The 25,671-nt window shown below is 57.0% G+C and carries 22 protein-coding genes; 12 read left to right on the top strand and 10 right to left on the bottom strand.

All coding sequences use genetic code 11. The features are described from left to right. Window positions 1–21: 21 nt before the first annotated feature. The 4 genes from MUN80_RS07465 to MUN80_RS07450 all read right to left on the bottom strand — a co-directional run bounded on the left by MUN80_RS07465 (window position 22) and on the right by MUN80_RS07450 (window position 5,415). Window positions 22–2,391 carry a TonB-dependent receptor gene (locus MUN80_RS07465; protein ID WP_244721769.1) on the bottom strand — a complete coding sequence of 790 codons (2,370 nt, stop codon included), beginning with the start codon at window positions 2,389–2,391 and terminating at the stop codon, window positions 22–24. 204 nt (window positions 2,392–2,595) lie between these two features. After that, window positions 2,596–3,324 (bottom strand): head GIN domain-containing protein, encoded by a 729-nt coding sequence (locus MUN80_RS07460; protein ID WP_244721768.1) that lies wholly within the window; start codon window positions 3,322–3,324, stop codon window positions 2,596–2,598. Window positions 3,325–3,424: 100 nt separating this feature from the next. Continuing rightward, the gene (locus tag MUN80_RS07455) at window positions 3,425–4,006 is read right to left on the bottom strand and encodes an RNA polymerase sigma-70 factor (protein ID WP_244721766.1); all 582 of its coding nucleotides are present in this window, start codon (window positions 4,004–4,006) and stop codon (window positions 3,425–3,427) included. A gap of 119 nt (window positions 4,007–4,125) precedes the next feature. Beyond that, window positions 4,126–5,415, bottom strand: a complete 1,290-nt coding sequence (locus tag MUN80_RS07450) for an MFS transporter (protein ID WP_244721764.1) — start codon at window positions 5,413–5,415, stop codon at window positions 4,126–4,128. Between the two features lie 225 nt (window positions 5,416–5,640). On the opposite strand from MUN80_RS07450, the gene MUN80_RS07445 reads away from it, so the two are divergent. The 5 genes from MUN80_RS07445 (at window position 5,641) to nth (ending at window position 8,691) form a co-directional block, all read left to right on the top strand. Then, window positions 5,641–6,066 carry a hypothetical protein gene (locus MUN80_RS07445; RefSeq protein ID WP_244721753.1) on the top strand — a complete coding sequence of 142 codons (426 nt, stop codon included), beginning with the start codon at window positions 5,641–5,643 and terminating at the stop codon, window positions 6,064–6,066. Between the two features lie 80 nt (window positions 6,067–6,146). Next, window positions 6,147–6,725 (top strand): DUF6799 domain-containing protein, encoded by a 579-nt coding sequence (locus MUN80_RS07440; RefSeq protein WP_244721749.1) that lies wholly within the window; start codon window positions 6,147–6,149, stop codon window positions 6,723–6,725. Between the two features lie 309 nt (window positions 6,726–7,034). Next, the gene (locus MUN80_RS07435) at window positions 7,035–7,670 is read left to right on the top strand and encodes an RNA polymerase sigma factor (protein ID WP_244721748.1); all 636 of its coding nucleotides are present in this window, start codon (window positions 7,035–7,037) and stop codon (window positions 7,668–7,670) included. Further along, window positions 7,609–7,839 carry a hypothetical protein gene (locus MUN80_RS07430; protein ID WP_244721746.1) on the top strand — a complete coding sequence of 77 codons (231 nt, stop codon included), beginning with the start codon at window positions 7,609–7,611 and terminating at the stop codon, window positions 7,837–7,839. Before MUN80_RS07435 ends, MUN80_RS07430 begins: the two co-directional genes overlap by 62 nt. Window positions 7,840–8,001: 162 nt before the next feature. Next, window positions 8,002–8,691 (top strand): endonuclease III, encoded by a 690-nt coding sequence (gene nth, locus MUN80_RS07425; RefSeq protein ID WP_244721745.1) that lies wholly within the window; start codon window positions 8,002–8,004, stop codon window positions 8,689–8,691. A gap of 50 nt (window positions 8,692–8,741) precedes the next feature. Here nth and MUN80_RS07420 read toward each other — a convergent pair whose 3' ends face one another. Both MUN80_RS07420 and gldB read right to left on the bottom strand, forming a co-directional pair. Beyond that, window positions 8,742–9,944, bottom strand: a complete 1,203-nt coding sequence (locus MUN80_RS07420) for a glycosyltransferase family 4 protein (RefSeq protein WP_244721742.1) — start codon at window positions 9,942–9,944, stop codon at window positions 8,742–8,744. Between the two features lie 102 nt (window positions 9,945–10,046). Beyond that, complete coding sequence (gldB, locus tag MUN80_RS07415) at window positions 10,047–11,066, bottom strand: gliding motility lipoprotein GldB (RefSeq protein ID WP_244721739.1); 1,020 nt, start codon at window positions 11,064–11,066, stop codon at window positions 10,047–10,049. An 85-nt stretch (window positions 11,067–11,151) separates the two neighbouring features. On the opposite strand from gldB, the gene MUN80_RS07410 reads away from it, so the two are divergent. After that, window positions 11,152–11,820 carry a porin family protein gene (locus MUN80_RS07410; RefSeq protein WP_244721736.1) on the top strand — a complete coding sequence of 223 codons (669 nt, stop codon included), beginning with the start codon at window positions 11,152–11,154 and terminating at the stop codon, window positions 11,818–11,820. 166 nt (window positions 11,821–11,986) lie between these two features. On the opposite strand, the gene MUN80_RS07405 is transcribed toward MUN80_RS07410, so the two are convergent. The 3 genes from MUN80_RS07405 to MUN80_RS07395 all read right to left on the bottom strand — a co-directional run bounded on the left by MUN80_RS07405 (window position 11,987) and on the right by MUN80_RS07395 (window position 15,200). Continuing rightward, the gene (locus tag MUN80_RS07405) at window positions 11,987–13,597 is read right to left on the bottom strand and encodes an Rne/Rng family ribonuclease (RefSeq protein ID WP_244721727.1); all 1,611 of its coding nucleotides are present in this window, start codon (window positions 13,595–13,597) and stop codon (window positions 11,987–11,989) included. Window positions 13,598–13,920: 323 nt separating this feature from the next. Then, a complete protein-coding gene (locus MUN80_RS07400) occupies window positions 13,921–14,781 on the bottom strand; it encodes a tetratricopeptide repeat protein (protein WP_244721724.1) in 861 nt (286 codons plus the stop codon). Window positions 14,782–14,894: 113 nt separating this feature from the next. Then, on the bottom strand, window positions 14,895–15,200 hold the full coding sequence (locus MUN80_RS07395; protein ID WP_100338688.1) for an HU family DNA-binding protein: 306 nt from the start codon (window positions 15,198–15,200) through the stop codon (window positions 14,895–14,897). A gap of 194 nt (window positions 15,201–15,394) precedes the next feature. On the opposite strand from MUN80_RS07395, the gene mutY reads away from it, so the two are divergent. The 6 genes from mutY to MUN80_RS07365 all read left to right on the top strand — a co-directional run bounded on the left by mutY (window position 15,395) and on the right by MUN80_RS07365 (window position 23,773). Continuing rightward, entirely contained in the window at window positions 15,395–16,486 is a 1,092-nt protein-coding gene (mutY, locus tag MUN80_RS07390) for an A/G-specific adenine glycosylase (protein WP_244721721.1), read from the top strand. Window positions 16,487–16,581: 95 nt separating this feature from the next. Next, a complete protein-coding gene (locus MUN80_RS07385; RefSeq protein ID WP_244721718.1) occupies window positions 16,582–17,013 on the top strand; it encodes a single-stranded DNA-binding protein in 432 nt (143 codons plus the stop codon). 168 nt (window positions 17,014–17,181) lie between these two features. Beyond that, a complete protein-coding gene (gene gldD, locus MUN80_RS07380; protein WP_244721715.1) occupies window positions 17,182–17,778 on the top strand; it encodes a gliding motility lipoprotein GldD in 597 nt (198 codons plus the stop codon). A gap of 105 nt (window positions 17,779–17,883) precedes the next feature. Next, entirely contained in the window at window positions 17,884–19,977 is a 2,094-nt protein-coding gene (recG, locus tag MUN80_RS07375; protein WP_244721712.1) for an ATP-dependent DNA helicase RecG, read from the top strand. Between the two features lie 681 nt (window positions 19,978–20,658). Beyond that, complete coding sequence (locus MUN80_RS07370; RefSeq protein ID WP_244721700.1) at window positions 20,659–22,110, top strand: hypothetical protein; 1,452 nt, start codon at window positions 20,659–20,661, stop codon at window positions 22,108–22,110. Between the two features lie 214 nt (window positions 22,111–22,324). Then, complete coding sequence (locus tag MUN80_RS07365; protein ID WP_244721698.1) at window positions 22,325–23,773, top strand: T9SS type A sorting domain-containing protein; 1,449 nt, start codon at window positions 22,325–22,327, stop codon at window positions 23,771–23,773. Window positions 23,774–23,872: 99 nt separating this feature from the next. On the opposite strand, the gene MUN80_RS07360 is transcribed toward MUN80_RS07365, so the two are convergent. Next, window positions 23,873–25,660, bottom strand: a complete 1,788-nt coding sequence (locus MUN80_RS07360; RefSeq protein WP_244721696.1) for an acyl-CoA dehydrogenase FadE — start codon at window positions 25,658–25,660, stop codon at window positions 23,873–23,875. Window positions 25,661–25,671 lie beyond the last annotated feature (11 nt).

Here is a 25,671-nt window from a genome sequence, read left to right as displayed (position 1 = left end):
GTATGGTAAGCAAGCCGAAGCTTAGAAGTTGAAGTTGTAAGACACCGAAGGCAGCACGGAGCCGAACACGGCCAGGCGCACGGCCTCGGTTTTGGCCGGGTTGTCCTCGTTCTGGCGGAAATAGATGCTGTAGGCGTTGCGGCGGGCATAAGCATTATAAACCGAGAAGGTCCAGCTGCTGTGCCAGCGCTTACTGGGGTCAATTTTGCCTTCCCGAGTGGCGGCCAAGTCGAGGCGGTGGTAGGCCGGCACGCGGTAGTTGTTGCGCACGTCGCCGTTCACGTTGGGCACTACCAGGCCCTGGTACACGTAGCGGGAGTCGGGGAAGGTGGTGGCAATGCCGGTGCTGTAGTTGAACGTGCCCGACACCGTCCAGCGCGGCGACAGGGTGTAGATGCCGACCACCGAGAGGTAGTGCGTCTTGTCGTACTTGTTCACGTACCAGTCGTTGTTGTTGATGCCGTCTATCTGGCGCTCCGAGCGGCTCAGGGTGTAGCTGATCCAGCCCGTCATCTTGCCCTCGTTCTTTTTCGCGTAGAACTCGGCCCCGTAGGCCCGGCCCCGACCGTAAAGCAGCTCGGCTTCCAGGTTCTTATTCAGCAGCGTATTGGCCCCGTTGATGTAGTCAATCTGGTTGTCCATGCGCTTGCCGTATACTTCCACCGAGGCTTCGTAGGCGTTGTCCTGGAAGTTGCGGAAGTACCCCAGCGCAATTTGGTCGGCGTGCTCAGGCTTGATATTCTTGGTGCTTGGCGTCCAGACGTCTAGGGGCGAGGAAGCCGTGGTATTCGACACCAGATGGATGTACTGCACCATGCGGTTGTAGCTGGCTTTCAAGGAGCTGTTGTCAGTCAAGACATAGCGCAGCGAGGCCCGGGGCTCCAGGTTGGGGTAGCGCTTAATGACCTCGCCGCTGCCGTACTGCCGGGGGTTGACCGGGGTTTTCTGGCGGCCGTTGGGGCCTTCGTAGTCGTACACGGTGCCGCCGCCGAGGTAGTCAAACATGCTCAGGCGCAGGCCGTACTGGGCCGAAAGACGGGGCGAAAAAGTCTGCTCATTGTCGATATAGGCTCCGTACTCCACGGCCTGCTGGTTGTCGAGGGCAATGGGCCGGAAGATAGACGTGGGGCTTAGCGGCGTGACTTGGCCGGGCAGGAAGGTGTAGTAGATGCTGCTCACCCCAAAGTTGAGCGTGCTCTGGGGCGTGCGGTAGTAGTTGAAGTCGGCCTTGAGACTGTAATTGACGATGTTCGACTTCCACTCAAACGACTGGTTGCCCTCAGGCACACCCAGGCCGTAGTCGTACTTGCTGACCAGGCCCGTCACGTTGGCAAACAGCCGGGAGTTGAACACGTGGTTCCAGCGCACGGTGCCGGTCCGGTTGCCCAGCGTATTCTTAAAGGCCTTGCCGAAGGCAAACACGTCCCGTCCCAGGTAGCCCGACACGTAGAGCCGGTCCTTCTCGCCCAGGGTGTAGTTGGCCTTGGCCGAGAGGTCGTAGAAATAGGCCTGGTTGTCTTTCTGGTCGGGCACGAACTTCAGGAACAAGTCCCCGTAGGAGCGCCGCCCGGCCACGATAAACGAGCCTTTGTCTTTCACAATGGGCGCCTCCACGGCCAGGCGCGACATAATCAGCCCCACGCCCCCACTCACGCCCAGGCGCTGGGTGTTGCCTTCCTTCATGCGCACGTCGAGCAGGCTGGAAAGCCGGCCACCGTACTGGGCCGGGATGCCGCCCTTCACCAGCTTGATGTCCTTAACGGCATCAGGGTTGAAGGTCGAGAACAGGCCAAACAAGTGGGAGGCGTTGTAAATCGGGGCCTCGTCGAGCAGAATCAGGTTTTGGTCCACGCCCCCACCGCGCACGTTGAAGCCCGAGGCTCCCTCGCCCACCGTACTGATGCCGGGCAGGAGTTGAATGCTGCGAATCACGTCGACTTCGCCCAGCAAAGCCGGCACCAGCTTCACGGTTTTCATATCCAGGCGGTTGGTGCCCATTTCGGTGCTGCGCACGTTCTCGTCGGGCTTGCGTCCGGTTACCACTACTTCGCCGGTTTGCAGGCCCTGGGCGCCGAGCCGGATAGAGCGGGTTACGTTTTCACTTAGCGTAAGCGTCACGTTTTGGGGCTCATAGCCCAGAAAAGTATAGGTAATGGTGTAAGTGCCCCTGGGCAAGGTCAGAGAATAAAAGCCGTACTCATTGGCTGTGGCGCCCACCCCAATGCTTTTCACCACCACCGTAGCGCCCACCAGGGCCTCGCCGTTGGCGGCATCTTTGAGGTAACCGCTCACCGTTACCTTGCCGGTAGCGGCCGGGCCCGTTGGCTGCGCCCAGACAACAGGGGTCAGCAGGAGAAACAGCAGGGATAAAAGCGTGATAAGTCGAAGCATAGCTACACGAGCAAATGAAGTTCAGACAAAGAGAAGAGTGAGCATTGGCTGGACAGACGGGCCAGCGGCATAAATACTGTCAGAGAGGCGAAAAAACGAACCCGTTCATTTTTGAAATCGACGGGACGATTTTGAAAAAGGTCCCGTCGATTTGGGCAAACGGCCCTGTCCGTTTGTAAAAGTTTGCCGGAAGCCTCGCCCAGGCTAGTTGGCATCTACTACCCGGCCTGAGCCGGAGGTGTGGGCCGTCACGCTGGGCCGGCCCCGGTAGTAGACTTTGCCCGAACCACTGATGGAGGCATTCAGGGCTTGGGTAATGGTCAGGTAGGTGCTGCCCGAGCCACTCAGGCTGACCTCAGCCTGCTGTACCGTCAGCGGGTAGCCCTCGACGGCCCCCGAGCCGCTGATATGCACGTCAGCGCGGCGGGCATCGCCGGCCAGGCGCACCTTCCCCGAGCCCGAAATATCGGTGCGCAGGTTCTGGGTTCCGGTCACAGCCAGTTCGATACCGCCCGAGCCCGACAGGCTCAGGTCCAGGTTATCGGTCCGCCAGGCGCTTTGCCCCACCACGTTGCCCGAGCCCGACACGGCCACGTCGCTCAGGCTCGGTGTCACGATAAACACCTTGACGGGCTCGTGCCGGCGCACATTTACCCGGCCGTAGCGGATGGACAGCTTTTCGCCGCTCACGTTGGTTTGCAGCACATCCAGGATGTTTTGCTGTGCCTCTACGCGCACCGTTTGGCTGGGCCCCTGGGTTAAGAATACTTCAGCATCCACGTTCAGGTCGAGACGGGAGAAGTTGGCCACGGTGCGGTTTTCGGTTACCACCGGGCCGCTGCCGGTTACTTTGTCGGGGAAGACGTCGTCGCAGTCACAGGCGGTCAGGCCCAGGGTCAAAGTCAGTAGGCTGAGGCAGAAGAGGTTTTTCATAGCCGGAAAAAGTTGAGGTCAGGAAATGAATGCTTTCCTCTCTGATCCGCAACCCGGCTCCTACCCCTACGCCGCTGCGAAAATATTTTTCTAAGCCACGCTACAGCAGCAATGAATACAGGTTTTTGAGCACGCTGCTGAGCTGCTGCCGCATAATGCGCAGGGCCTTGCCCATCTGGTTTTCCACGGTTTTAGGGGAAATTTCCAGGGTGTCGGCAATTTCCTGGTAGCTCATTTCCTCGTAGCGGCTCATCGTGAACACCACCCGGCACTGGGGCGGCAGTTGGTCGAGGGCGGCTTCCACTGAGTCTTCGGCTTCCCGGTGGTAGAGAGCGTGCAGGGCATTGTCTTCGCGGGGCTCGGCGGCGGCCGGGGCATCGTCCCAGGCTACTTGCCGCTGGCCCCGCTCCTGGTAGCGCAGGGCCGCATTCAGGGCCGCCCGGTACAGGTAGGCCCGGTAGGTAGTGCTGATAACCAGCGTCTCGCGGCCGTTCCAGATGCGCAGAAACACGTCCTGCAACAGGTCCTCGGTGGCTTCCTTATCTTTCACGACCCGCTGAATCACGTTGCCCAAAGGGCGGTAGAATTCCCGGAACAGCACCTCCATAAAGGCTTCGGCGTCGGTGGCCCGTAAGTGGGCCAGCCGCGCTTCTAACGCGTCGGAGGTATCGGAAGTAGCCATAGCGCGGGGTGGCCGCTAAGCCATAAGGTGCCGGGAAGTGGCATAATTCGGGGGCAAATCTACACTATATAGCGTTCTGGCTACGCTTCCCTCACATACTTATGCTACATAATTCCGGTCTAGGCTACCGGCTCAGGCTTGGGCGGGGTCATATCCAGGCTCCGCAGCTTGTCGGCCCGCCAGGTTGTAAAGAGCACCACCACAATGGTCATGATGCCGCCAAACACCACCGAGGGCACCACCCCCATGAGCTTGGCCGCCGCCCCCGATTCGAAGGCCCCGATTTCGTTGCTCGACCCAATGAAGATATTGTTGACGGCCGAGACTCGGCCCTTCATGTATTCCGGCGTGTAGGTGTGAATCAGCGTGGAGCGCACAATCACCGATACCGAATCGAAGACGCCCGTCAGAAACAGTAGTCCCAACGACAGCCAGAAATTGGTGGACAAGGCAAAGGCAATGGTAGCGGCCCCGAAGCCGGCCACGGCCCACAGGAGCTTACGCCCGGCGTGGCGCTTGAGCGGGAAATACGTCAGCACTACGGCCATCAGTACCGAGCCCACGGCCGGCGCCGCCTCCAGATGGCCCAGCCCGGCCGCCCCCACGTGCAGAATATCCACGGCAAATACCGGCAGCAGCGCCACGGCCCCGCCGAAGAGCACGGCAAACATATCCAGTGCCAGGGCCGCCAGCACCAGCTGATTGCTGAAAATGAATTTCAGCCCGCTCAGCACGCTTTCCTGCAAGCTCAGCTTTTCACCCTCCCGCGGCGGCAAGGGCCGTGAGGCAATACCAGCAAATTGCAGCAAAGCCAGCAGCAGCAAGGCCGTAGCCACGGCGTAGGAGTTGGCCACGCCCAGGTGGGCCACCAGATAGCCGCCAATGGCCGGCCCCAGCACCGCCGAGGCCTGATAGGTCGTGCTGTTCCAGGTAATGGCGTTGGCCAGCTTATCCCGGTTAGGCAGCAGCTGGGGCATAAACGAAAACAAGGCCGGCCCCAGAAACCCGCGGGCAATGCCGCTGATAAAGATAACTACGTACAGCGGCAGCGTGTACAACGAGCCCTTGGCCAGCAGCGGCAAGCCCGCCGGCGAGGCCAGCGCCCAGAGCGCCGCCGCGCACAGCAGCAGCACCGCCACGGTCACGATAATGATGTTTTTGCGCTTCACCGAATCGGCTACGTGCCCGGCGTACAGCGAGACGCCAATGCTGGGCAGCGCCTCGGCCAGCCCGATGAAGCCCAAGGCCAACGGGTCGTTGGTCAGCCGGAAGATCTGCCAGGCTACCACCAGGCCCTGCACTCTGGTAGCCACCGTGAAACACACCCGGGCCGAAATCAGCCGACGAAAATCAGGAATTCGGAGTGCCGCGTACGGGTCGTGGGATGTGGGCGAAGTATCAGCAGCCATAAAGCAGGAACAGGAGAAGGAAGCAGGGCAAAGGTAAACCGAAAGTGGGGCCAAAAGTCACGGTTCAGGTCGGGCTCTAGCGCACAGACGGCGCGTAGAAGAGCCGTAAAGCCGAGTTCTACGCCGGTTTTCCGCGGGGCTGGGTTTGTATAATTCCCCGATTTACCTATCTTACTTGCCTGCCCCGCTGGTTTTCTGGCCGTTCACCCTTCTCCCCCGATGCCCGTGCCTACTGTCACTGCCGTTGCCGATTTTGTGGAGCTTACCCTGCGCGAAGACCTGGGTACGCTGCTGGGCCGCTGGTTGCGCCAGGTCAGCCCGGCCGAAGTGCAGCAGGGCTATGAGGCTACGTTGCGCGTAGCCGCCCCCCAGAAAGTCCGCTATTGGCTGCTCGACCTGCGCCGCCGCGGCACCATCAGCGAAGACTCCACCCAGTGGGTGCTGTCCACTTTTCTGCCCCGACTCACGCCCCTGCTCGGCGGCCGGGTGTATTTGGCATTTTTGATGTCGCCAGCCCATTTGAGCAACGTGGATCAGGAGAATGGGGCACCGCTGGTTTCCAACGCCGACTGCCACGTGCGCCTCTTCAGCGACGAAGGCCAGGCCACCGACTGGCTGGCCCGCCGCCGGGCCCACGAGTCCAACGCGTAACCTTCCCGCAGCAAAGCGCGTCAGCAGCAGTACCGGCCGCTGTGGCCTGGTTGATTTGGTTTCCACCTCTGCCCGCCATCATGCACTACGCCACGCTTGCCTGCTTTGCCCTCGCCGGCCTTTTGCTGTCTGCCGCTCCCGCTTTGGCTCAAGCCACGCCGCCGGCCACTTCGGCGGCGGCACCTTCCCTGAAAGACGGCGTAGCTCGCCGCAACGGACTTACCATGCGCATTCAGGCTGGCCAGATGTCTCGCCTTTCGGCCCCCGTCACGATGGACAACGGCCTAGTGGTGCGCCCCGATGGCATCATGATCAGCAAAGATGGCACCCGTCAGATGCTGTCCGAGGGCAAGGCTGTCAATCTGCAGGGTAACATCGTCAATTTCACCGACGACATGATGTCGGCGCCGGCCATCGAGCAGCGCGCCCGCCAGGTCACCGGACAGCCCACCGAAACCCAGTTGCCCGGTACCACCGTCCTGACTCCGGTACCTCAGCGCCTGGCCAACGAGCTGCGCCGCACCGAGCAGCGCTTGCAGCTGCTCGAGCAGCTTTCCGACCGCCTTGCCGAGCGTGCCAAAACTGCCGTTGGCCAGAATCCTGGGGCGGCGTCTATCGATAGCCAGCTCCAGACCATTGACTCCCAGCTCCGCCGCTGATCTTTTCACCCGGCCCGTGTAGAAGCCCGCTTTGGCGGGCTTTTTTAGCTTAAAATGCCCGCGATAACGAACCCAGAGGCAATAAATTTTTTCGTTAGTGCCTTCAATTTGAAATAGTTGATATACTCTATTCAATAATTTGTTTCAAAAGGCAAAAATTATTTTGGTTTTGAAGCAACCACTCGTTGCGAATGGTGTTGCCGTTTTCTACATTTGGAAACTTCATCTGCTCTTCAGAAACTTTCTCGATTTCACCGGCAACTGCACTCTATGGCCTAAAGCTCTACGTTCCTCTAACCCGTAGCCTTTATGGACACCTTGCAGCCGAGCGACTCCGCTCTCATAACCCTTTACATCGCCGGTAAGGAAGATGCCTTTGCCCTATTGCTAGATCGGCACAAAAGCCGCGTTTTCACCACGATTATGCTGATCGTGCGCGATGAAGACGTCGCCGAAGATTTGCTGCAGGATACCTTTATCAAAGCTATCCACACCATGAAGAGTGGCCGCTACAACGAGGAAGGAAAATTCTCGTCCTGGATCTGCCGTATCGCTCATAATCTGGCAATTGACTTTTTCCGCCGCGAAAAACGCAGTCCTTTATTAAATCTTGACACAACAAGTCATGCGTTCAATTCGTTGTCGTTGGCAGAAGAGGGAGCGGAGGCTGCCATCACCCGTGAGGAAACCCACGCCCGTCTTCGGGAGCTAATCCAAGACCTGCCCGCAGTGCAGAAAGAAGTGCTCATCATGCGTCATTACGGCGACATGAGCTTTCAGGAAATTGCGGACGCGACGGGGGTTAGCATCAACACAGCGTTGGGACGCATGCGTTACGCGCTGATTAACCTGCGGAAGAAGATGGCCGCACAACCCGTTTTCTATGATCAAAACCTTTACCCACGAGAAGCTGCTCCGGTACGTATACAACGAATTGCCGGCTAATGAGCACCAGGAGATTGAGCGCGCCCTGCTCCACGACGCCGAACTGGCAACCGTCTGCGCCGACCTCCTCCTAGCCCAGCGCTGCCTGGATGGCCTTAAAAGTGCCCCCAGCAAGCGGACCACCGATTCAATTCTGCAGTACTCCCGCACTTTTCTCAAGGCTGGGTAAAAGATTAACCTCCCTTATCATCCTGAGCTTGCAAGCCGGCTTGCTGTTCTGCACCACCCTCTTTAAGGGTGTTCGGCAGGCAGTAAGGAGAGCCTGCCGAGCTCAGGATGACTTTTTTTGGCGTTATTTTGCTGCTCTTCCAGTGCTTATCAGCTTCCAGCCATGCGCAAGCCCGAGCGGTTCCGCCATTTCCTCAATTACTTCACGACTCACTTTCCCGAGCCCAAAACGGAGCTGCACTACGGCAACCCCTACGAGCTGATTGTGGCCGTGGTACTCAGTGCCCAGTGCACCGATAAGCGCGTCAATCAGATTATGCCGGCTTTGCTAGAGCAATTTCCGACGCCGGCTCACCTGGCTCTGGCTTCGGCCGAGGAGATATTTCCGTTTATTCGCAGCGTTTCTTACCCCAATAACAAAGCCAAGCACCTGGCGGGCTTAGGCCGCCTGCTAGTCGAGGAATTCAACTCGGAGGTACCCAGCACGATTGAGGAGCTGCAGCGCCTGCCGGGCGTGGGCCGTAAAACGGCTAACGTCATCGTCTCGGTCATTTACAACCAGCCCGCCATGGCCGTCGATACCCACGTCTTTCGGGTGTCGCACCGCCTGGGCCTCGTAACCCAAAAAGCCACGACACCCCTGGCAGTGGAAAAAGAGCTGGTGCGTTATATACCCGAGAAGCTAATTCCCAAAGCCCACCACTGGCTAATTCTGCACGGCCGTTATGTGTGCGTGGCCCGCACGCCAAAGTGCGGAATCTGCCCGCTAAAGGACTTTTGCAAGTACTACGCCTCCCATTTCGGCAAGCCCAGCGCCGCGGACCTAGACCCCGCCACTACCGTGGAAATCTGAGAATTCCAGAGTAATCAGTACAACTTAGTACAAAACTAGTTCTCCCAGGTTTAAACTACGGAACTGGTTTCGAGGATTTCTTGAATGGTTTGGGCAATGCGCTGCCGGTTAAATTGGGTAGCCGCTGCCTGCTGCCCCCGGCGACCGGTTTCGATTAGCAGCTGGGGCTGAGCCAGTACATCGGTTAGCAATTGCTGCAGGGCCGGAGCGTTGCCGGCCGGGGCATACCAGCCGCAGGCCTGCTGCTCTACCAGCTGCTTCGTCCAGCCCTGATTGGTGACTACTACCGGAGTGCCTACGGCCAGACTGTCGTAGAATTTGGCTGGGGAGTTGGCATCCAACACGGGCAGATCGAGAAAGGATACCACGGAAATATCGGCCAGCTTAAACCAGCTAAACACGGCGTGCCGGGGCTGAGGTGGCACCAGCCGAATAGCCGGGCAGCGCCGAGCAGCGGCCCGCACCAGGGGCTCGTGAAACCCCAGACCCATAAATAGCCATGCCACGCCGGGCTGCGCCAGAGCCAGGGCCTCGGCGGCGGCTACCAACGTCGGAATATCATTGGCCCGCCCGAAGGTGCCCGCGTAGAGAATAACCTGCTTACCCTCCAGCCCGGACTCGGCACGCAGCTTGGCTACATTCTCGGGAGTGGCCAGCGCGGCCAAATCCAAATCAGTACCGTTTAGCACCGTCGTGATTTTGCTGGGCGCAATACCCCGGTTTTCGACGTAGCGCGTCATATCCGGCGACAAAGGCAGAATGTGGCGGGCACTGTGGTACAGGCTTTTTTCGAGGGCAAACAACCGGTTTTGGGCCCAGCGCGTGGGCACAGCTCCCATAGCAATAGGAAAGGACGGCCACAGATCCTGCACCTCAAACACCCACGGCACACCGCGCCGCTTGGCTACTTGGGCCGCAGCCCAAGCAGCTGTTAGGGGCGTGGAAATGCCCCAGATAACGTCGGGCCGCTCCAACTTCAGGCCTTCCCGCACGGCGTAAGCAGCATACTGCCCAAATGACAGCACCCGCCGGGCTACACCCATCTTGTTTTCGTAGGGCACCTCAGCGGCCCGCATTTCTACGCCCTCCGGCAACCACGGATACGCCTGCGTCAGGCGCTGGGCCTCCCAGGTGCGGGTGGTAATAAGCGTAACGCGGTGCGACTTCGCTAGGTGGGCCAGCAAAGAGTAATGGCGGCTCGTTGCCGGACAGTCAGGATTAGTGTGGTACTGGCTGAAAACGGCAATGTGCACGGCAGAAATGATGAGTGGTGAATGCTGAAGGCTGAATTATGGAGGGGAGTGCTACTATAAAATCGGTCTTCCCATTCACCATGTAGGCTACAGCATTTAAAATTACTTTCGCTTCGGCCGGTAGCGCGACTCATTCAGGATGCGCTGCGGGTCTTTCTGGGCCATGAGCTGGGCCAGGGTCACGTTGGGGTGGTCGGCCATGTACTTGCGCACGATCTGCCAGCCGACCCAGGCCCCTACCCGACCGGGGCAGGTTTTGTCGATTTCGGGCACGTTGGGCCGCTCCCCAATATACTTCTGGATGGTAAACGGGCTGGTGTTATAGAGCAGGTTCTTCTCAATGAAGTGCGCCCAGACCTTGCCTTCGTTGAATTGCAGGTTGGCCATTTCCGGTCCTGTAAAGCCAATGAGCAACGTATCGGCAGTGCAGGGCAGCACTTTCTCGGCGAAGTACAGCGACTTACCAAACTGCACCATCTCGCTGAGCATAGTCTGGTCGGTGAGCTTTTTCTGGTTGTACTTGCTGGAAATGGCCAGCGCCGCTGTGGGAATCAGGTAAGCCGGCTCATAGCGGCGCAGAATGTACTCGGGCACGTTGGGCCGGTAGCTGGCTTTGGGGCCGGCAAAAAAGTCGATGCTAAGCACCATCAGGCTGTCATTCACAAACAAATCCTGGCTCAGCCCGCTCACAAAAGTCTTGACCGGCGGCACCTGGAAAGTTGGGAAATAGTAGCGCACGTGCTGAAATAACTGCTTCAGTTGCCCCTGCAACGACTGTGTGTCCTTAAACGCAGCTTCCGATTCCTGCCCTAGCTTCTGCAGGCCCGCGTTGGTCGACAAGCTTACCAGCTTTTGGGCCAGGATATCTTCCGACGGAAACTGCTTGCGCCCCAGAAAATACGTCGTAAACTGCGGCTGTTGCCGCAGAAACTGCTTGGCTTCAGCCACGGTCCTAATCTTGAAGAACGGTTGCTCCAGCCGCTCTAGCTGCACGGTTACGGGCACTTTGGCCACTTCCGGGTCGGCTGAGCAGGTTTCGTTGGACGTGCAGCTGCTGAGCAGCAGGCCAGAGCTCAGAAAACTGAACAGTAAACGGCGTAGGTAGGCAGGAATGTAAGTCACGCTTCTATCTTTAGGGCGAAAATAGCCAAAACGAAACGCCACTAGGCTGTCTTTCGTCTAAAGCCTGACTCTTTTCCTCTTTCTTATGAAAAAATTGCTTCTCGCACTGCTGACGTTGGGTGCGTCGGCGGGCACGGCCTCGGCGCAAGTTGAAATTGGCTTAAAACTTTCTCCTTCCATCACTTACTTGCGCACCGACTCGCCTTCGGCCCTAAACTTCCGCAACGACAAGAGTAAGCTCAGCCTCGGCGGCGGCCTGGTGGTTGACTACTTTTTCGGCCAAAACTACGCCTTTAGTAGCGGGCTAATGCTGACGGGCAAAGGTGGTACCATCCGCTACTACGATGCCAATACCAGGAATGATGAGACGCAGAAAATCAGTCTGCAATACCTGGAAGTGCCCATTACGGTGAAGTTGTTCACCAACGATGTAGCCACCGACACCAAGCTGTACTTCCAGCTGGGCGGTTCAGCCGGCGCGCTGATTGCGGGCCGTATCAATGACGGGAAGCGTTACATCGCGCCCGGCGCCAAGGAAAGCGAGTCGATTAAGCACTTCATCGTACCGGACGCCGCCGTTATTATCGGCGCCGGTGCCGAGTATCAGGTTGGCCAAAGCACCAAGGTCTTCGGCGGCCTATCCTACCACCGCGGCCTAGTCAACATCGATAAGTATTTCGACAAAGACTATGGCTTCCAAGATGTCACGCTGAAAAACAACGAATTCGCCCTGGATTTAGGCTTGAAGTTTTAGCTAATGTGCTAAAAGGCGGGTCATTGCGAGCAGGGCGAAGCCATCCGCCCTCTGCGAAGTACGCCTGACCTTTTATCAGAAAGCCCTAAAGAGAAAAAGCCCCCGCTGCTCAATCCAGAACAGCGGGGGCTTTCTTCTTATCAGGAAGGTTTTCGCAGAAAAACCGTCAATCAGTAATTTCTTCCACCTCCCGGTCCTGGAGGCGGCTCATGGCGGCGGCGGGGGAATGTATTTCGATTTCCTCACCCCGCTCATCCTCGATGCGGTAGTCAGTCAAGCCCAAGGAAGTATCCTTCATGATCTTGACCCACTTATAATACTTCAAATACCACTTCATCTGCTTCGACACCAATCCCTTGGTGTAATAAGCGTGCAGGAAGGGGTGCACGTACAGCGTGATGCCCGACTGATTTTGGGTAACCAGCAGGTCCTCAATGCTGTTGTCGATTTCGTCCGTTACGAGGATAGAGGCCGAAATCTTGCCCGTGCCGCCACAGGTGGGGCACACTTCACCGGTTACAATGTTCTCGGCGGGGCGTACGCGCTGCCGCGTAATCTGCAGCAGCCCGAATTTGGTAATCGGTAGGATCGTGAAGCGCGCTTTGTCGTTCTTCATGATGTCCTTCACGGCATCTTCCACCTTCTTGCGACTCTCGGGGCTCTTCATGTCGATAAAGTCGACGACGATGATGCCGCCCATGTCGCGCAGGCGCAGCTGCCGCGCTACCTCCTTGGCCGCCAGCATGTTGATCATGAGGGCCGTAGCCTCCTGGTCACTTTCCTGGTTGCTCTTGTTACCCGAGTTGACGTCGATAACGTGCAGGGCTTCGGTGTGTTCAATCACCAGGTAGCCACCGCCGGGAACCGTTACGGTCTTGCCAAACAGTGTTTTAAGCTGCTTTTCAATGCCCACGTGCTCAAACACTTTCACCTTACCGGTGTGGAGCTTGAGCAGACCGAGCTTGTCGGGCGCAATTTTCTGGAGGTAGCTGCGCATCTCCTCGTACATCGGCGCCGAATCCACTGTAATGGAGTCGAAGCTTTCGTTGAGCATATCGCGCAGCATGGAGCTGGTGCGGCCCAGCTCGCCCAGCACCTTGTCATTCGGCTTAGCCGAGCGCAAAGACTTGAAGAGCTGTTCCCAGTTGGCCGTCATGCTCTGCATATCCCGGTCGAGCTCAGCCACCTCCCGGCCTTCGGCCACAGTGCGGATAATCACGCCGAAATTGTCGGGCTTGATGGAGGCAATGAGCCGCTTGAGCCGCTCCCGCTCCGTCTTGCTGACGATTTTCTTGGATACGCTAATGGTATTCGAAAAAGGAACCAGTACCAGGTAGCGGCCCGCCATGGAAATATCCATGCTCAGGCGGGGCCCCTTGGTCGAAATCGGCTCCTTCACAATCTGAACCAGCAGCTGCTGGCCCTTCTTGAAGACGTCGGCGGCCTTGCCGACTTTGTCGAGCTGCCCGTCGAACTGGAAGTTCTTGAGCGCCCCGACGGTAATTTTCTGCGATTGTACGCCTCTGCTCCACTTCAGCAGCGAAGGGAAGTTCTCCCCTAAGTCGCCGTAGTGCAGAAACGCGTCTTTTTGATACCCGATATCGATGAACGCGGCGTTCAGACCGGGCATAACTTTCTTGACCGTGCCTAGGAAGATGTCACCAACGGAATAGTTGGTGTCGTTGCGGTCAAAGTGGTATTCAATGAGCCGCTTATCCTGGAGCAGGGCAATCCGTTCTCCTTCCTGAGTAGAATTAATGACTAATTCGTTACTCAATGGGTCAGATAAGTTAAGAGAGCACCAAGTTTAGCCGCAGCCCTATCCCCCGAAACCGGCAAAGGGAAGCCAGTGCACAAGGCACCAGCTTCCCTTCTTAGCCACGGGAAAAGCGAACTTTTAGCCACTCTCGAGATACTCTACGTGAGAGATAGACGGCTCAGCCTAACAGGGTTAGTTGGCCGCCAGCAAACCCGAAAAGGGCTTACTTCTTCTTGTGACGGTTCTTGCGCAGACGCTTCTTCCGCTTGTGAGTGGCAATCTTATGACGCTTTCTCTTTTTACCGCAGGGCATGTTGATGAGGTTAGGGTTGTAAAAAAACTTAATTCAATTTTTGCAATTGCTCGTCCACCGAAGCCGTAAAGCCGGGGTCCGTGCTCAAGCTTTTGGCCTTGGTGAAGGCCTTACGGGCATCTTCTTTGGCGCCGGTCAGGGCCAAAGATACGCCCAAGTAGAACTGTCCGTTGGCGTTTTCCGGATTTACCACCGTCAACTCCCGGAACCGCTCCACTGCTTTGTCGTTCTGATTACTCCGCAACGAAAGGATACCCAGGTTATAGATAGCCTCTTCGTTTTTGGGGTCAGCAGCCAGCACTTCGCGCAGCAGGCTCACGCCCGCTACGGGGTTGTCGCTGGCCATCAGGGCCATACCCAGGTTGGTTTTGGCCTTGAGGTTGTCCGGGTTGTTTTTCAACACCCGCTCGTACAGCTCCCGGGTTTTAGCGCCCAACGACTTGGCGCGCTCCTCGGTCGTTGCGAAGCTGAAAGCTTCGTAGTACGCATCGGCGGCACGCTGCAAGGTTTGTTCGCCGGGCCGGGCCACGGCAATCTGCTCGAGGTAGTAGCCGGCACTGTCGAATTTCTCGACGGCGCGGTACTTGGCGGCCAGATCGGTGGCTAGCCGCAGCTTCGCTCCCGGGTCACGCTCGGCCGAGTACTTGGCCAGCAAGCCGCTGATTTCGCGGCGCTGCTCCGGAGCTACCGCCATGTGCGGCTGCTCTGGGGTAGCACCGGCTGGCACACTGCCTTCTACGGAAGCCGTAGAGGGAGCGGCCGCGCCGTTGTCGCGGTTGGCAGTACGGGCCGCCGTCTGCTGGTTCAGCTCGTTTTTGCCTTCCTTGGGTTTTACAATTCCCTTCGGCAGCAAAAACAGGCCGGCCACCAGCACCAGGGCGACGGCCAAAACAAGAAGTTGATGCGAAGAAGGACGTGCAGCCATGTGGAAAAAGCAGGCCGCCGGGCTCCCAAACTTGGAATCCCCGGCGGCTCGGCCGGCAATGTTACGAAGAAAGAAAATTAGGCCTGAGCCGTCTCTTTGATCTTCTTGCTGTTTTTGATCTTACCGATGAAGGTCTTCGACGGCTTGAAGCTCGGGATGAAGTGCTCGTCGATGATGATCGAAGTGTTTTTTGAGATGTTACGAGCGACTTTCTTTGCCCGCTTCTTGTTTACGAAGCTACCGAAGCCACGCACGTAGATATTGTTGCCATCGGCCATCGAATCCTTTACCACTTTGAAAAATGCTTCAACGGTAGCCGATACGTCGGTCTTCTCAATGCCGGTCTTGTCGGCGATTTCGGCGATTACTTCTGCTTTAGTCACGCTGGTATGTGTACTAAGGTGTGAAAAATGTATGCTGGGCAAAACTCCCGATTCAACACGTAAGCCCTTGCCCGGTAGGCTGTTCGCTTAAGAATTCGGGCCACAAAGGTAGCCCCCTTTTTTGGTTTTGCAATACTTTTTACGCAATCCATTTAGCGTCCCATTTGTTCTTCAAACCTCTATATATCAAATCTTTGCCTCTTTCCGTTCTCGCCCCTGCCCACCCCTATTTTGCCCAGGCTCTCTTGGAATGGTACCCGCGCCACCGCCGCGACCTGCCCTGGCGACACACCCGCGACCCCTATTTCATCTGGCTCTCAGAGGTTATTCTGCAGCAAACCCGGGTCAAGCAGGGCCTACCCTACTACCTCGACTTTAGCACGACCTATCCGACCGTACACGATCTGGCCGCAGCACCCGAGGATGAGGTGCTGCGCCACTGGCAGGGCTTGGGCTATTATTCGCGGGCCCGCAACATGCACCACACGGCCCAGCAGGTCGTGCGCGAGTACGCGGGTGTGTTTCCCAATACATACAACGAGTTGCTTAAGCTGCGCGGTGTGGGGCAATACACGGCTGCTGCTATTGCCTCGTTTGCATTTGGGGAGAAAGTAGCGGTACTAGACGGCAATGTATACCGGGTGTTGGCCCGAGTATTTGGTATTACCTCCGACATAGCTGCCCCGGCGACCCGTAAGGAGTTTCAGGCGCTGGCTGACACCCTGATTCCGGCTGCGGCTCCCGACGAGTTCAACCAGGCCATAATGGAGTTTGGGGCCATTCAGTGCACTCCCGTGAAGCCCGATTGCCTGTTTTGCCCGCTGCAAAGCCAATGCTACGCCTTTCAGCACGGCATGGTACAGGAGCTACCGGTCAAGAGCAAGGCCAAGGCGGGCCGCACCCGCTACTTCCATTATATAGTATTGCGGCACGGCGACACGCTGTATCTGAAGAAGCGCACTACTAAAGACATCTGGCAAGGGCTTTATGATTTTGCCCTAACTGAAACTGAGGCCGCCGAGTTGCCGGCAGTGGAGCTGGCGCAGGCAGTACAAGACCTCGGCGGCACAATTGATACTGCCCGCGCAGAAGAGCCGGTTTTGGCCTTACGGCATGTGCTGAGTCATCAGAAGGTGGAAGCCCGGTTCCATTCGGTACAGTTGGTGCAGCCGTTGTCAGCTACTGCCTTGCAGGCTTCGGGACTGGCGCCATTCACCGCGGCGCAGGCTCACGATTTGCCAAAGCCCGTGCTAATTGCTAATTACATTGACAAATCCTGGAAATAAAAACTAAAATATTTGGTTATATAATCATGATTGCCTATTTTTATAAGAGGTAAAGATATTCTATCCACAACCTTTAACTACTTAACAACCAAGCAATGGCTGGCATCAACAAAGTAATTCTGGTAGGCAACCTGGGCAAAGACCCCGAGGTTCGGCATTTGGAAGGCGGCTCGAGCGTAGCTCACTTCACGCTGGCCACCAATGACTACTACAAAGACAAAACCGGCAACCGCGTCGAGCGGACCGAATGGCATAATATCACGGCTTGGCGCGGCCTGGCCGAAATGGCGGAGAAGTACCTTAAGAAAGGTCAGCAGATCTATGTGGAGGGCAAGCTGCGCACCCGGCAATACCAGGACAAGGACAACCAGACGCGCTACATCACCGAGATTGTAGCCGACGAAATTTCCATGTTGGGCGGCCGGCCCCAGGCTGATGGACAGGCAGGCAACGGTCAGGGCAATGAGCAGCCCGCCGAAGCCCAGACCTTCCGCCAGGAGCCCGAAATTGACCAACTGCCTTTCTAGCGGTTCGCCACAAGCGTTTTTCTAAAGCCCCGGCACGTCGCCGGGGCTTTTTGCGTTGGTTCTAAATCCCGTGGGCCTAGACCCTAGCCCCTAACGCGGTCTGCTTCTCTGCTGCCCACGTAGCCGATTCTGGTTACCTTTGGAAACAGTAAATCTGCCTTGTGCTACATGCCTGATTCTTCTCTTTTGCGCGGTCTGAGTGCCGTTCTGGCCTTTGGTCTCCTGCTGGCTGGCTGCTCGTCGCCGGCTGATTATACGCCCAAGCCCAAGGGTTATAACCGGATTGACCTGCCCACTGCTACCTACCAGCAGCTCGGGCCCGGACACCCGTACACATTCGAGTATTCTCGGCAGGCCAAGGTATTGCGGGACTCATCGTATCTGGCCCAGCCGCACTGGATTAATATTTACTATCCCCAGCTGCAGGCCAACGTCCAGATTACTTACATGCCTATCAAGCAGGATAAGAAACTGTTCAACAAACTCCTGGAAGACGCGCGCAAGCTCACGGCCAAGCACCAGATCAAGGCCTCGGCCATCGACGAAAGCGTCATCAAAACCCCTAGCGGCTTGCGAGCAGCAGTTTTTGAGCTCTCGGGGGAGGTACCCAGCCAGTTCCAGTTCTATACCACCGACAGCACTACGCACTTCTTCCGCGGGGCCCTGTACTTCCGCTCGGCTACGGCCAACGACTCTCTGGCCCCGGTTATCGATTACGTGAAGAAGGACGTGGTGCACATGCTCAACACCCTGAAATTCAAGTAGTCATTTGACATTTATCGATTCACATTTAACAAGCCTGCTTGCACCTACAAGGCGCAGGTAACCGGGGAGGAATTGTTGAATGATAGATGTTGACTGTTAAGTGAAATGAGTTTTTTCAATACCAAAATCGAGAGTTTGCGGGGCGTGGGCACCCAACGTGCCACGCTGCTTCAGAAGGAGCTGCAGATCTTCACCTATGGTGATTTGATTCAGCGCTACCCCTTCCGCTACCTGGACCGCACTCAGTTTTATAAGATTGAAGATTTGACCGAGGACTTGCCCTACGTACAGGTAAAGGGCGTATTGCGCAACCGCGAAGTCATCGGCGAAGGCCCCAAAAAGCGCATCGTAGCGAAGGTCTCGGATGGCAGTGCCGAGCTGGACCTGGTCTGGTTTAAAGGCGTAAACTACCTGGAAAAGGTAATTAAGAACCATCAGGAGTACATCGTTTTTGGCAAGCCTACCGTGTTCAACGGCCGGCCCCAGATGGCCCACCCCGACCTGGAGGAGGTCTCGGAAGCTAAGCCCGGCCAGAGCTACCTGCAGCCGGTGTACAACACTACCGAGAAGCTCAAGAACTACCACCGCATCGACAGCAAGGCCATTGCGCGGATGACGAGCGACTTGCTTAAAATCGCGCTGCCCTATGTGCAGGAGTCGTTGTCGCCGGACCTGATCCGGCAGTACAACCTGATGGGCAAGGCTGATGCTTACCAGCAAATTCACTTTCCGCAGAGCACTGAGCTGCTGCAGGCAGCCCGGTTCCGGCTTAAGTTTGAGGAGCTGTTTTACGTGCAGCTCAAGCTGCTGCGCCAGCGCGACCAGCGTAAAGTAACCCTGGCCGGCCAAATCTTTAAGGAAGTCCCGACCCTGGTCGACTTCTACAAAAACCACCTGACCTTTGACCTGACTGGCGCCCAGAAACGGGTTATCCATGACATCTACAAGGATTTTTGTGCCGGCAAGCAGATGAACCGCCTCTTGCAGGGCGACGTAGGCTCGGGTAAAACCATCGTGGCCTTCATCAGCATGCTCATGGCCGCCGACAATGGGGCCCAGAGCTGTTTAATGGCGCCCACCGAAATTCTGGCCGACCAGCACTACGTGGGCCTCAAAGCCTACGCCGACCAGCTCGGCATCAAGCTCGGCAAGCTTACGGGCAGCACCCGTACCTCAGAGCGGCGCGTGTTGCACGAGCAGCTGCGCGACGGGACCATGCACATGCTCGTCGGTACCCACGCTCTGCTGGAAGACGTGGTGCAGTTCCGCAACCTGGGCCTGACCATCATGGACGAACAGCACCGCTTTGGGGTGGCCCAACGCTCGAAGCTATGGCAGAAAAACCCCCACGTGATACCCCACGTGCTGGTTATGACGGCCACGCCGATTCCGCGGACCCTCGCCATGACGCTCTACGGCGACCTAGACGTGTCGGTGATTGACGAGCTGCCAGCGGGCCGCAAGCCCATAGTAACTGTGCACCGCTATGATGCCAACCGGCTGAAGGTATTCCAGTTTCTGCGCGACCAAATCAACCTGGGCCGCCAGGTTTACATCGTGTATCCGCTGATTGAGGAGTCGGAAACGATGGATTATAAGGATTTGACTGACGGCTACGAAAGCGTGGCCCGAGCTTTTCCAGAGTTTGAAATCAGCATCGTGCACGGCCGGATGAAGGCCGAGGAGAAAGATTACGAGATGCAGCGCTTCGTGAAGCGCGAAACTCAGATTATGGTGGCTACCACCGTAATTGAGGTGGGCGTCAACGTGCCCAATGCCTCGGTTATGGTCATTGAAAGCGCCGAGCGGTTTGGTCTTTCCCAGCTTCACCAGCTCCGGGGCCGGGTGGGCCGGGGCGCCGACCAGAGTTACTGCATCCTGATGACGGGCTACAAGCTTAGCAAAGACAGCCGCATCCGCATCGAAACCATGGTGCGGACCAACAACGGCTTCGAAATTGCCGACATCGACCTGAAGCTGCGCGGCCCCGGCGACCTGATGGGCACCCAGCAAAGCGGCGTGCTGGATCTACTCATTGCCGATCTGGCCAAGGACGGTCGTATTCTAACAGAATCAAGAGCCGCTGCTCAGCAACTACTGAGCGAAGACCCGAGCCTGAGCCAACCGCAGAATCTCAATATCCGGCGTCATATTGAGTCGTTGCCTGCTACGGCCGTCAATTGGAGCCGCATCAGCTAAGGACTCCTACGGCCCAACTCAAACGTTTGCACTAGGCACAAAAAAGGCGACTTAAGTAAGTCGCCTGCCGATATTATTCGAATGCTTCCGCGGATCGAGCGGAGGAAGCAGGAGCCGTAGCCTGCCACAGTCGGCTACCACCACCATGCGGGGTATTCTCTAGCCTTACCTGTCGGGTGAAAAAAGAGGCTGGCTGTACGGGAGTTTCGGCCTGAACACGTTTTGCAGTAGCAAGCGGCGTAACGGATTCTTTAGCCAACTTACCAACGACAATCAAGGCGAAAAGCAGGACGAATTTTAGTAGAAATTTCATAGTGTTGGGAGCTAGTCAAGAGGCGGCGCGAACAAAGCAATTTTTGAGCCAAAAAACTGGAAAGACCGAGCGAGAAGACTTTTTTTTGCTCCTATGAACTGTTCAGCCGGAGAAACCATTGTATTTGAATTTTACAATATTTCCTGAGCGCGTCGAGGCTGTTGCTCTTCGTTATTTTTGGCAAAGTAACGAAGTCGACACCTCAAAAACGACTATCAAAACGTTATGATAGCGTGAACAAATCATGATGACCTGGGCCGTTTGCCGTTGGGGAGCGTGGCCTTTACGAGAAGCGGCCAGAGTTGGATACCTTTGGAGAGTACATTTTTTTGTTCATCACACCTTTTCATCCTTAACTATCTTTTTCCGTGCGGTTTACATTTTCCCTTTCCGTTGGTGCGCTAGCACTCGGTCTGCTGACCACTCCCACGGCCGTCGTAGCTCAAAAGGTGAAGTCGGTACCGTTCAGCTATTTGCCCGAACAGGCCGAAGACCGTTATAACCAACGCGTAACGCGCAAAATGCTGCCCGTGACCGGTGGGGGTTTTGTCATTCTGGCCCACAAATCGGCCACGCAGTATGCTGTGGAGCGCTACGATGCCGATTTGAAGCAGCAATGGACGGCCGCCATTCCCGTAGCGGAGGGGGAAAGCGTGGAAGCTTTCGGCCACGGCTCCGAACAGGCCTTCGTGGTAATACACCAAAAGGATAATGCTAATCAAAGCCTTTCGGCCGTGCTGGTTGATTTGCGCAACGGCCAGAAAACGCCCCCTAAAAAGCTGATTGATGCCTCTGCCCGCGACCGGCGCCCCGGCGTGGCTATTTCCCCCGACGGCTCCAAGCTGGTAGCCTTCCGCTACCTCACCCGTGAGGTACAGATCCGAGCCATCAGCGCCACGGTCTACGATCAGAAGCTAACCAAGCTCAAGGACCGTACCTACGACTTCCACGACCTGGGTGACTTCTTCTCCCCCACCGTGCACGTCGGCAACGACGGTACGCAGTACGTAGCCCTTATCAGCGACCAGATGAAGAAGCTCACTGTGCGCCGCTACCTCAACGACAAGCCCGAAACCAAAATCATGTCGGTAGCCGTGGGCGGCACGTTTGGCGGCAAGGCCGTGACGGTGTTCGACGCCAAGTTTGGCCTGCAGCCCGACAATACGTTGTACGCCGCCGCCATTTGCACCGAGCGGGAAAGTGGGCAGTACTACAGCCTGAAAGTCGTCAAGTTTGACTTCGCCGGCGAAGGCGACATGAAATTCGCTCCCGAATTCCGCTTCACTCCCGAATATTTGGCGGAGGTCAACAAAGCTGGCCAGACCAGCGCTAAGCGGTTGGAAGACGTGTACCTCGCTGAATTGCTACTCACGCCCGAAAAGCAGTTGGTCGTTATTGCCGAGAAGAAGTACGAAGAAGGTGGCGACGAGTCGCCGGTGCACGCCCGGGAACTGCACGTGTTTGGCTACAACGAGTTTCAGAGCCCGACCTGGCATACCATTATTGCCAAAGACCAGGTAGCGCCACCTACGGAGTCTTTCACCGGTATTGGATTCCGCGCCACCGTATTCGGCTCGGATGTGCAGATCCTGACGCAGGAAAAAATCAAGGGCAAATCGGACCTGTACGTGCGCCAGGTAAATGCCCAAACTGGCGTGGTATCGGCGCCCAAAGGGCTTAGCCTAAGCGTCGCCAATGACCAGAACCTGGCTTACGTAAAAGACTTCACCGGCTGGCTCGACGCCAAAACCATCATCGGCGTAAGCCGCCCGAGCAAAAAGTCAGCAGCGCTGATGCTGAACAAGATTGTGGTGAAGTAAGGTTCTTTTGTTAGCGGTGTCAGCCGGCCCTTTATAATTCACTTTTCCCAATCTAATAATTCTGCTTATGCACACACCTACTTTTTTAGCATGCGCGCTCCTGACGTGCAGCGGCCTCCAAGCGGCTTATGGACAATCCTACGTTCTGGACCCTACTTTTGGCACGGCGGGGAGAACCGCAATTCTATTTCCGACGGCGGCAAATACGGATGTAGTGACCAGCCTTGCGCTGCTGTCCGGCGGTAAACTGCTGGTGGCGGGTGAGAATAACAAGATGTTTGGGCTGGCGCAGCTCACGGCTACCGGTCAGCCAGACCTTACTTTTGGCACTGCCGGTACCGCCACGACTTCTTTCACCAGTAACAGCCCCAGCTTTACGGTACAGTCGGCGCAGGCAACGGCACCCTTGGTACAGCCCGATGGCAAGATCTTGGTCGGAGGCCAGCTTGCCACCATGCTTACCACGCCCCCCATATCTGGTCCCAGAAGGAAAGCTTGTGCCCGCTTTCAGCCTGACGGTGCTCTCGACAACACCTTTGGCACGAGCGGCCGGCTTCTCAATGATGCCAATACGGGCAGCCTAAGCACCTATGTGAATGCACTAGCCTTGCAGGCAGACGGGAAATTCTTTAGTGTCAATTACCGCCTTAACGTTGGTGGCAACTCAGAGATTACTACCATTGAGCGGATATCGGCGGCTGGCACCTACGACAACTCGTTTGTCCACAACTACCCGATGACCGGCAACGAAACCAGTAATACGACAGCAGGAAGTAGTAAAATAGCATATACTGCGCTTGTTGACAACGCTGGCCGCTTGCTCACAGCTGGTGAGCACTTTGTTTCTAACCAGAATTACGTGGGCCCGAATGGGGCCGCTATTGTTCGCTACCTGGGCACTGGCCAACCCGACCCGGCCTTCGGCACCAATGGCATTACTATTCTGGACCGATCGGCGGGCGGCCTAAGAATCGCTTGGAAAAAAATGCTGTTGCAGGCCGACAACAAGATTGTGGTGGCTGGCCTGGAAAGAAATGATAGTATCGCCATAGCCCGCTTTACCGCAGATGGCGTGCTTGATACGTCGTTTGGGAAGAAGGGCCTGCTCAAAGCGGCTACGGGTAGCACCAGCAACGCAGTATTAGGCCTGAACCTGCTGCCTACGGGCGAAACTCTGGTCGGCCTGCGCACGGCTACCAACGACTGCCGTATCTTCCGGTTTTCAGCTACTACCCCCACTTTTACTGCTTCTACCATCTCGCTAGCAGGTTTTAGCCCGGCAGCTATGGTTCTGCAGCCCAATGGTCGGGTAATAGTAGCGGGCACCCAGACCGACGGCAGCGGCAACAAGTCGTTTGGCGTCGCAGGCCTGGCATATTCTCCAACCTTGAGCAGCCGCACTCCGCTGGCTAGCAGCTTTTCCCTGTATCCCAATCCGGCCACTCAGACCTTGACGCTGCACCTCTCCGGGCTGCCGGAAACCCAGTTCCTCAAGCTCCAGGTGTTCGACCTGCTGGGCCGGGAAGTCCTGACCTTGCCAGCCACCCGCATCGTAGCCGGCGAAGTGCCGATTCCCTTGCAGGCCGTACGGTCGGGCAGCTACACTCTCCGCATTCAGGGGCCCGATTTCACCGTCACCAAGCAGTTCGTCCGGGCCGAATAGCTTGGCTACTTACCAAGTTCTGAACAACAAAACACGAAAAAAGGCCGCTCCTACTTTAGGAGCGGCCTTTTTTATGCAAACAAACCAATTCTTACGCTACTAAAAGCTGTACTCGTTGGCGGCAATCAGCACGTCGGCTACGCGGCGGCGGGCTTCCTTGGCGTTGTAGAGGTCAGCTTTGGTGAAGCGCTTCAGGCCCATGGCCAGCAGTTTCTGCTCGTCGCCCTCGGTCATGGTGCCGATGGCGTCTTTGCCGAACTTGTTTACCTGGTCTACGGTGTCGTAGAGGTAGATGCGGGCAATGTCAATCTGGGGAGCTACTGCCTCCTCGCCTTTCACGCCGGCTTCTTTCTCCACGCGCAGAATGGTGCTTTCGGCGGTGTAGACCTTGATAGCCATGTCGGCAATGTTCATCAGTACTTCCTGCTCTTTGGCCAGGGAGTTCATGTACTTCTGCACGGCTGTGCCAGCAACCATTAGGATGGCCTTCTTCAGCTTGGCAATGGTCTTTTTCTCGGCAGCGAACAGGCCGGTTTCTTCCTCAACATTAAAGTCCGGAATAGCCATCAGCTCCTGCTGCACGGCCTGGGCGGGACCCATCAGGTCCAGCTCGCCTTTCAGGGCCTTCTTCAGGATCATGTCAACGGCCAGCATGCGGTTGATTTCGTTCGTGCCCTCGAAGATGCGGTTGATGCGCGAATCCCGGTAGGCGCGGTCCATGGGGTAGTCGGCCGAGAAGCCGTAGCCGCCATACACCTGCACGCCTTCATCTACTACGTAGTCGAGTACTTCCGAGCCTTCTACTTTCAGAATGGCGCACTCCACGGCAAACTCGCGGGCGGCACCTAGCAGGGCTTCGTTGTGGCTCTGACCTTTGCTGAGCAGTTCCTGCTCCATGCGGGCAATGTCCATACCGGCGCGGTAGATAGCCGACTCAACGGCGTAAATCCGCACGGCCTGCTGGGCCAGCTTGTACTTGATGGCGCCAAACTTGGCAATCGGCATCTTGAACTGTACCCGCTCGTTAGCGTAGCGGATGCTCAGCGTCGAAGCCATTTTGGTAGCACCCAAGCAAGCAGCGGCAAGCTTGATGCGGCCAATGTTGAGAATGTTGAAGGCAATGAGGTGACCCTTGCCGATTTCACCCAGCACGGCCGACTTCGGCACTTTCACGTCCGACAGGAACACCTGCCGGGTCGACGAGCCTTTGATGCCCATCTTGTGCTCCTCGTTGCCGAGGCTCAGACCGGGCGTGCCTTTCTCCACGATGAAGCCGGTGAACTTGTCACCATCCACCTGGGCGAATACCACGAATACGTCGGCGAAACCACCGTTTGTAATCCACATTTTCTGGCCGTTGAGCACGTAATGCTCGCCGTCTTCGGTCAGAATGGCTTTGGTTTTAGCACCCAGCGCGTCGGAGCCCGAGCCGGGCTCGGTGAGGCAGTAGGCCCCCATCAGTTCCCCGCTGGTCAGGCCGGGCAGGTACTTGGCTTTCTGCTCGTCGTTGCCGAAGTACAGAATGGGCAGCATGGCAATGCCGGTGTGGGCGGCAAACGCAACTGGGAACGAGTGGCCGCCGCCCACGCCTTCCGTCACCCGCAGCGAGGTTGGGAAGTCCATGTTCAGTCCGCCGTACTCTTCCGGAATGCTCACGCCGAACAGGCCCAGCTGACCGGCTTTTTCCATCAGGCCGCGCATCAGGCCTTCTTCGTGGTTGTCGAGGCGCTCCAGCAGGGGCTGCACTTCTTTTTCCACGAAGTCCAGCGCGGTCTGGTGCATCATGTTCTGTTCCTCCGAGAAGTCGGCGGGGGTGAATACGTCTTGGGCGTCGGTTTCCTTGATGATGAATTCGCCGCCTTTTACAAGCTTTTGGGATACTTCCATGGCCAGGGTGA

The sequence above is a fragment of the Hymenobacter cellulosivorans genome (assembly GCF_022919135.1).
GTDB classification, from domain to species: Bacteria; Bacteroidota; Bacteroidia; order Cytophagales; family Hymenobacteraceae; genus Hymenobacter; species Hymenobacter cellulosivorans.
This window is presented reverse-complemented; position numbering and strand designations above follow the sequence as displayed.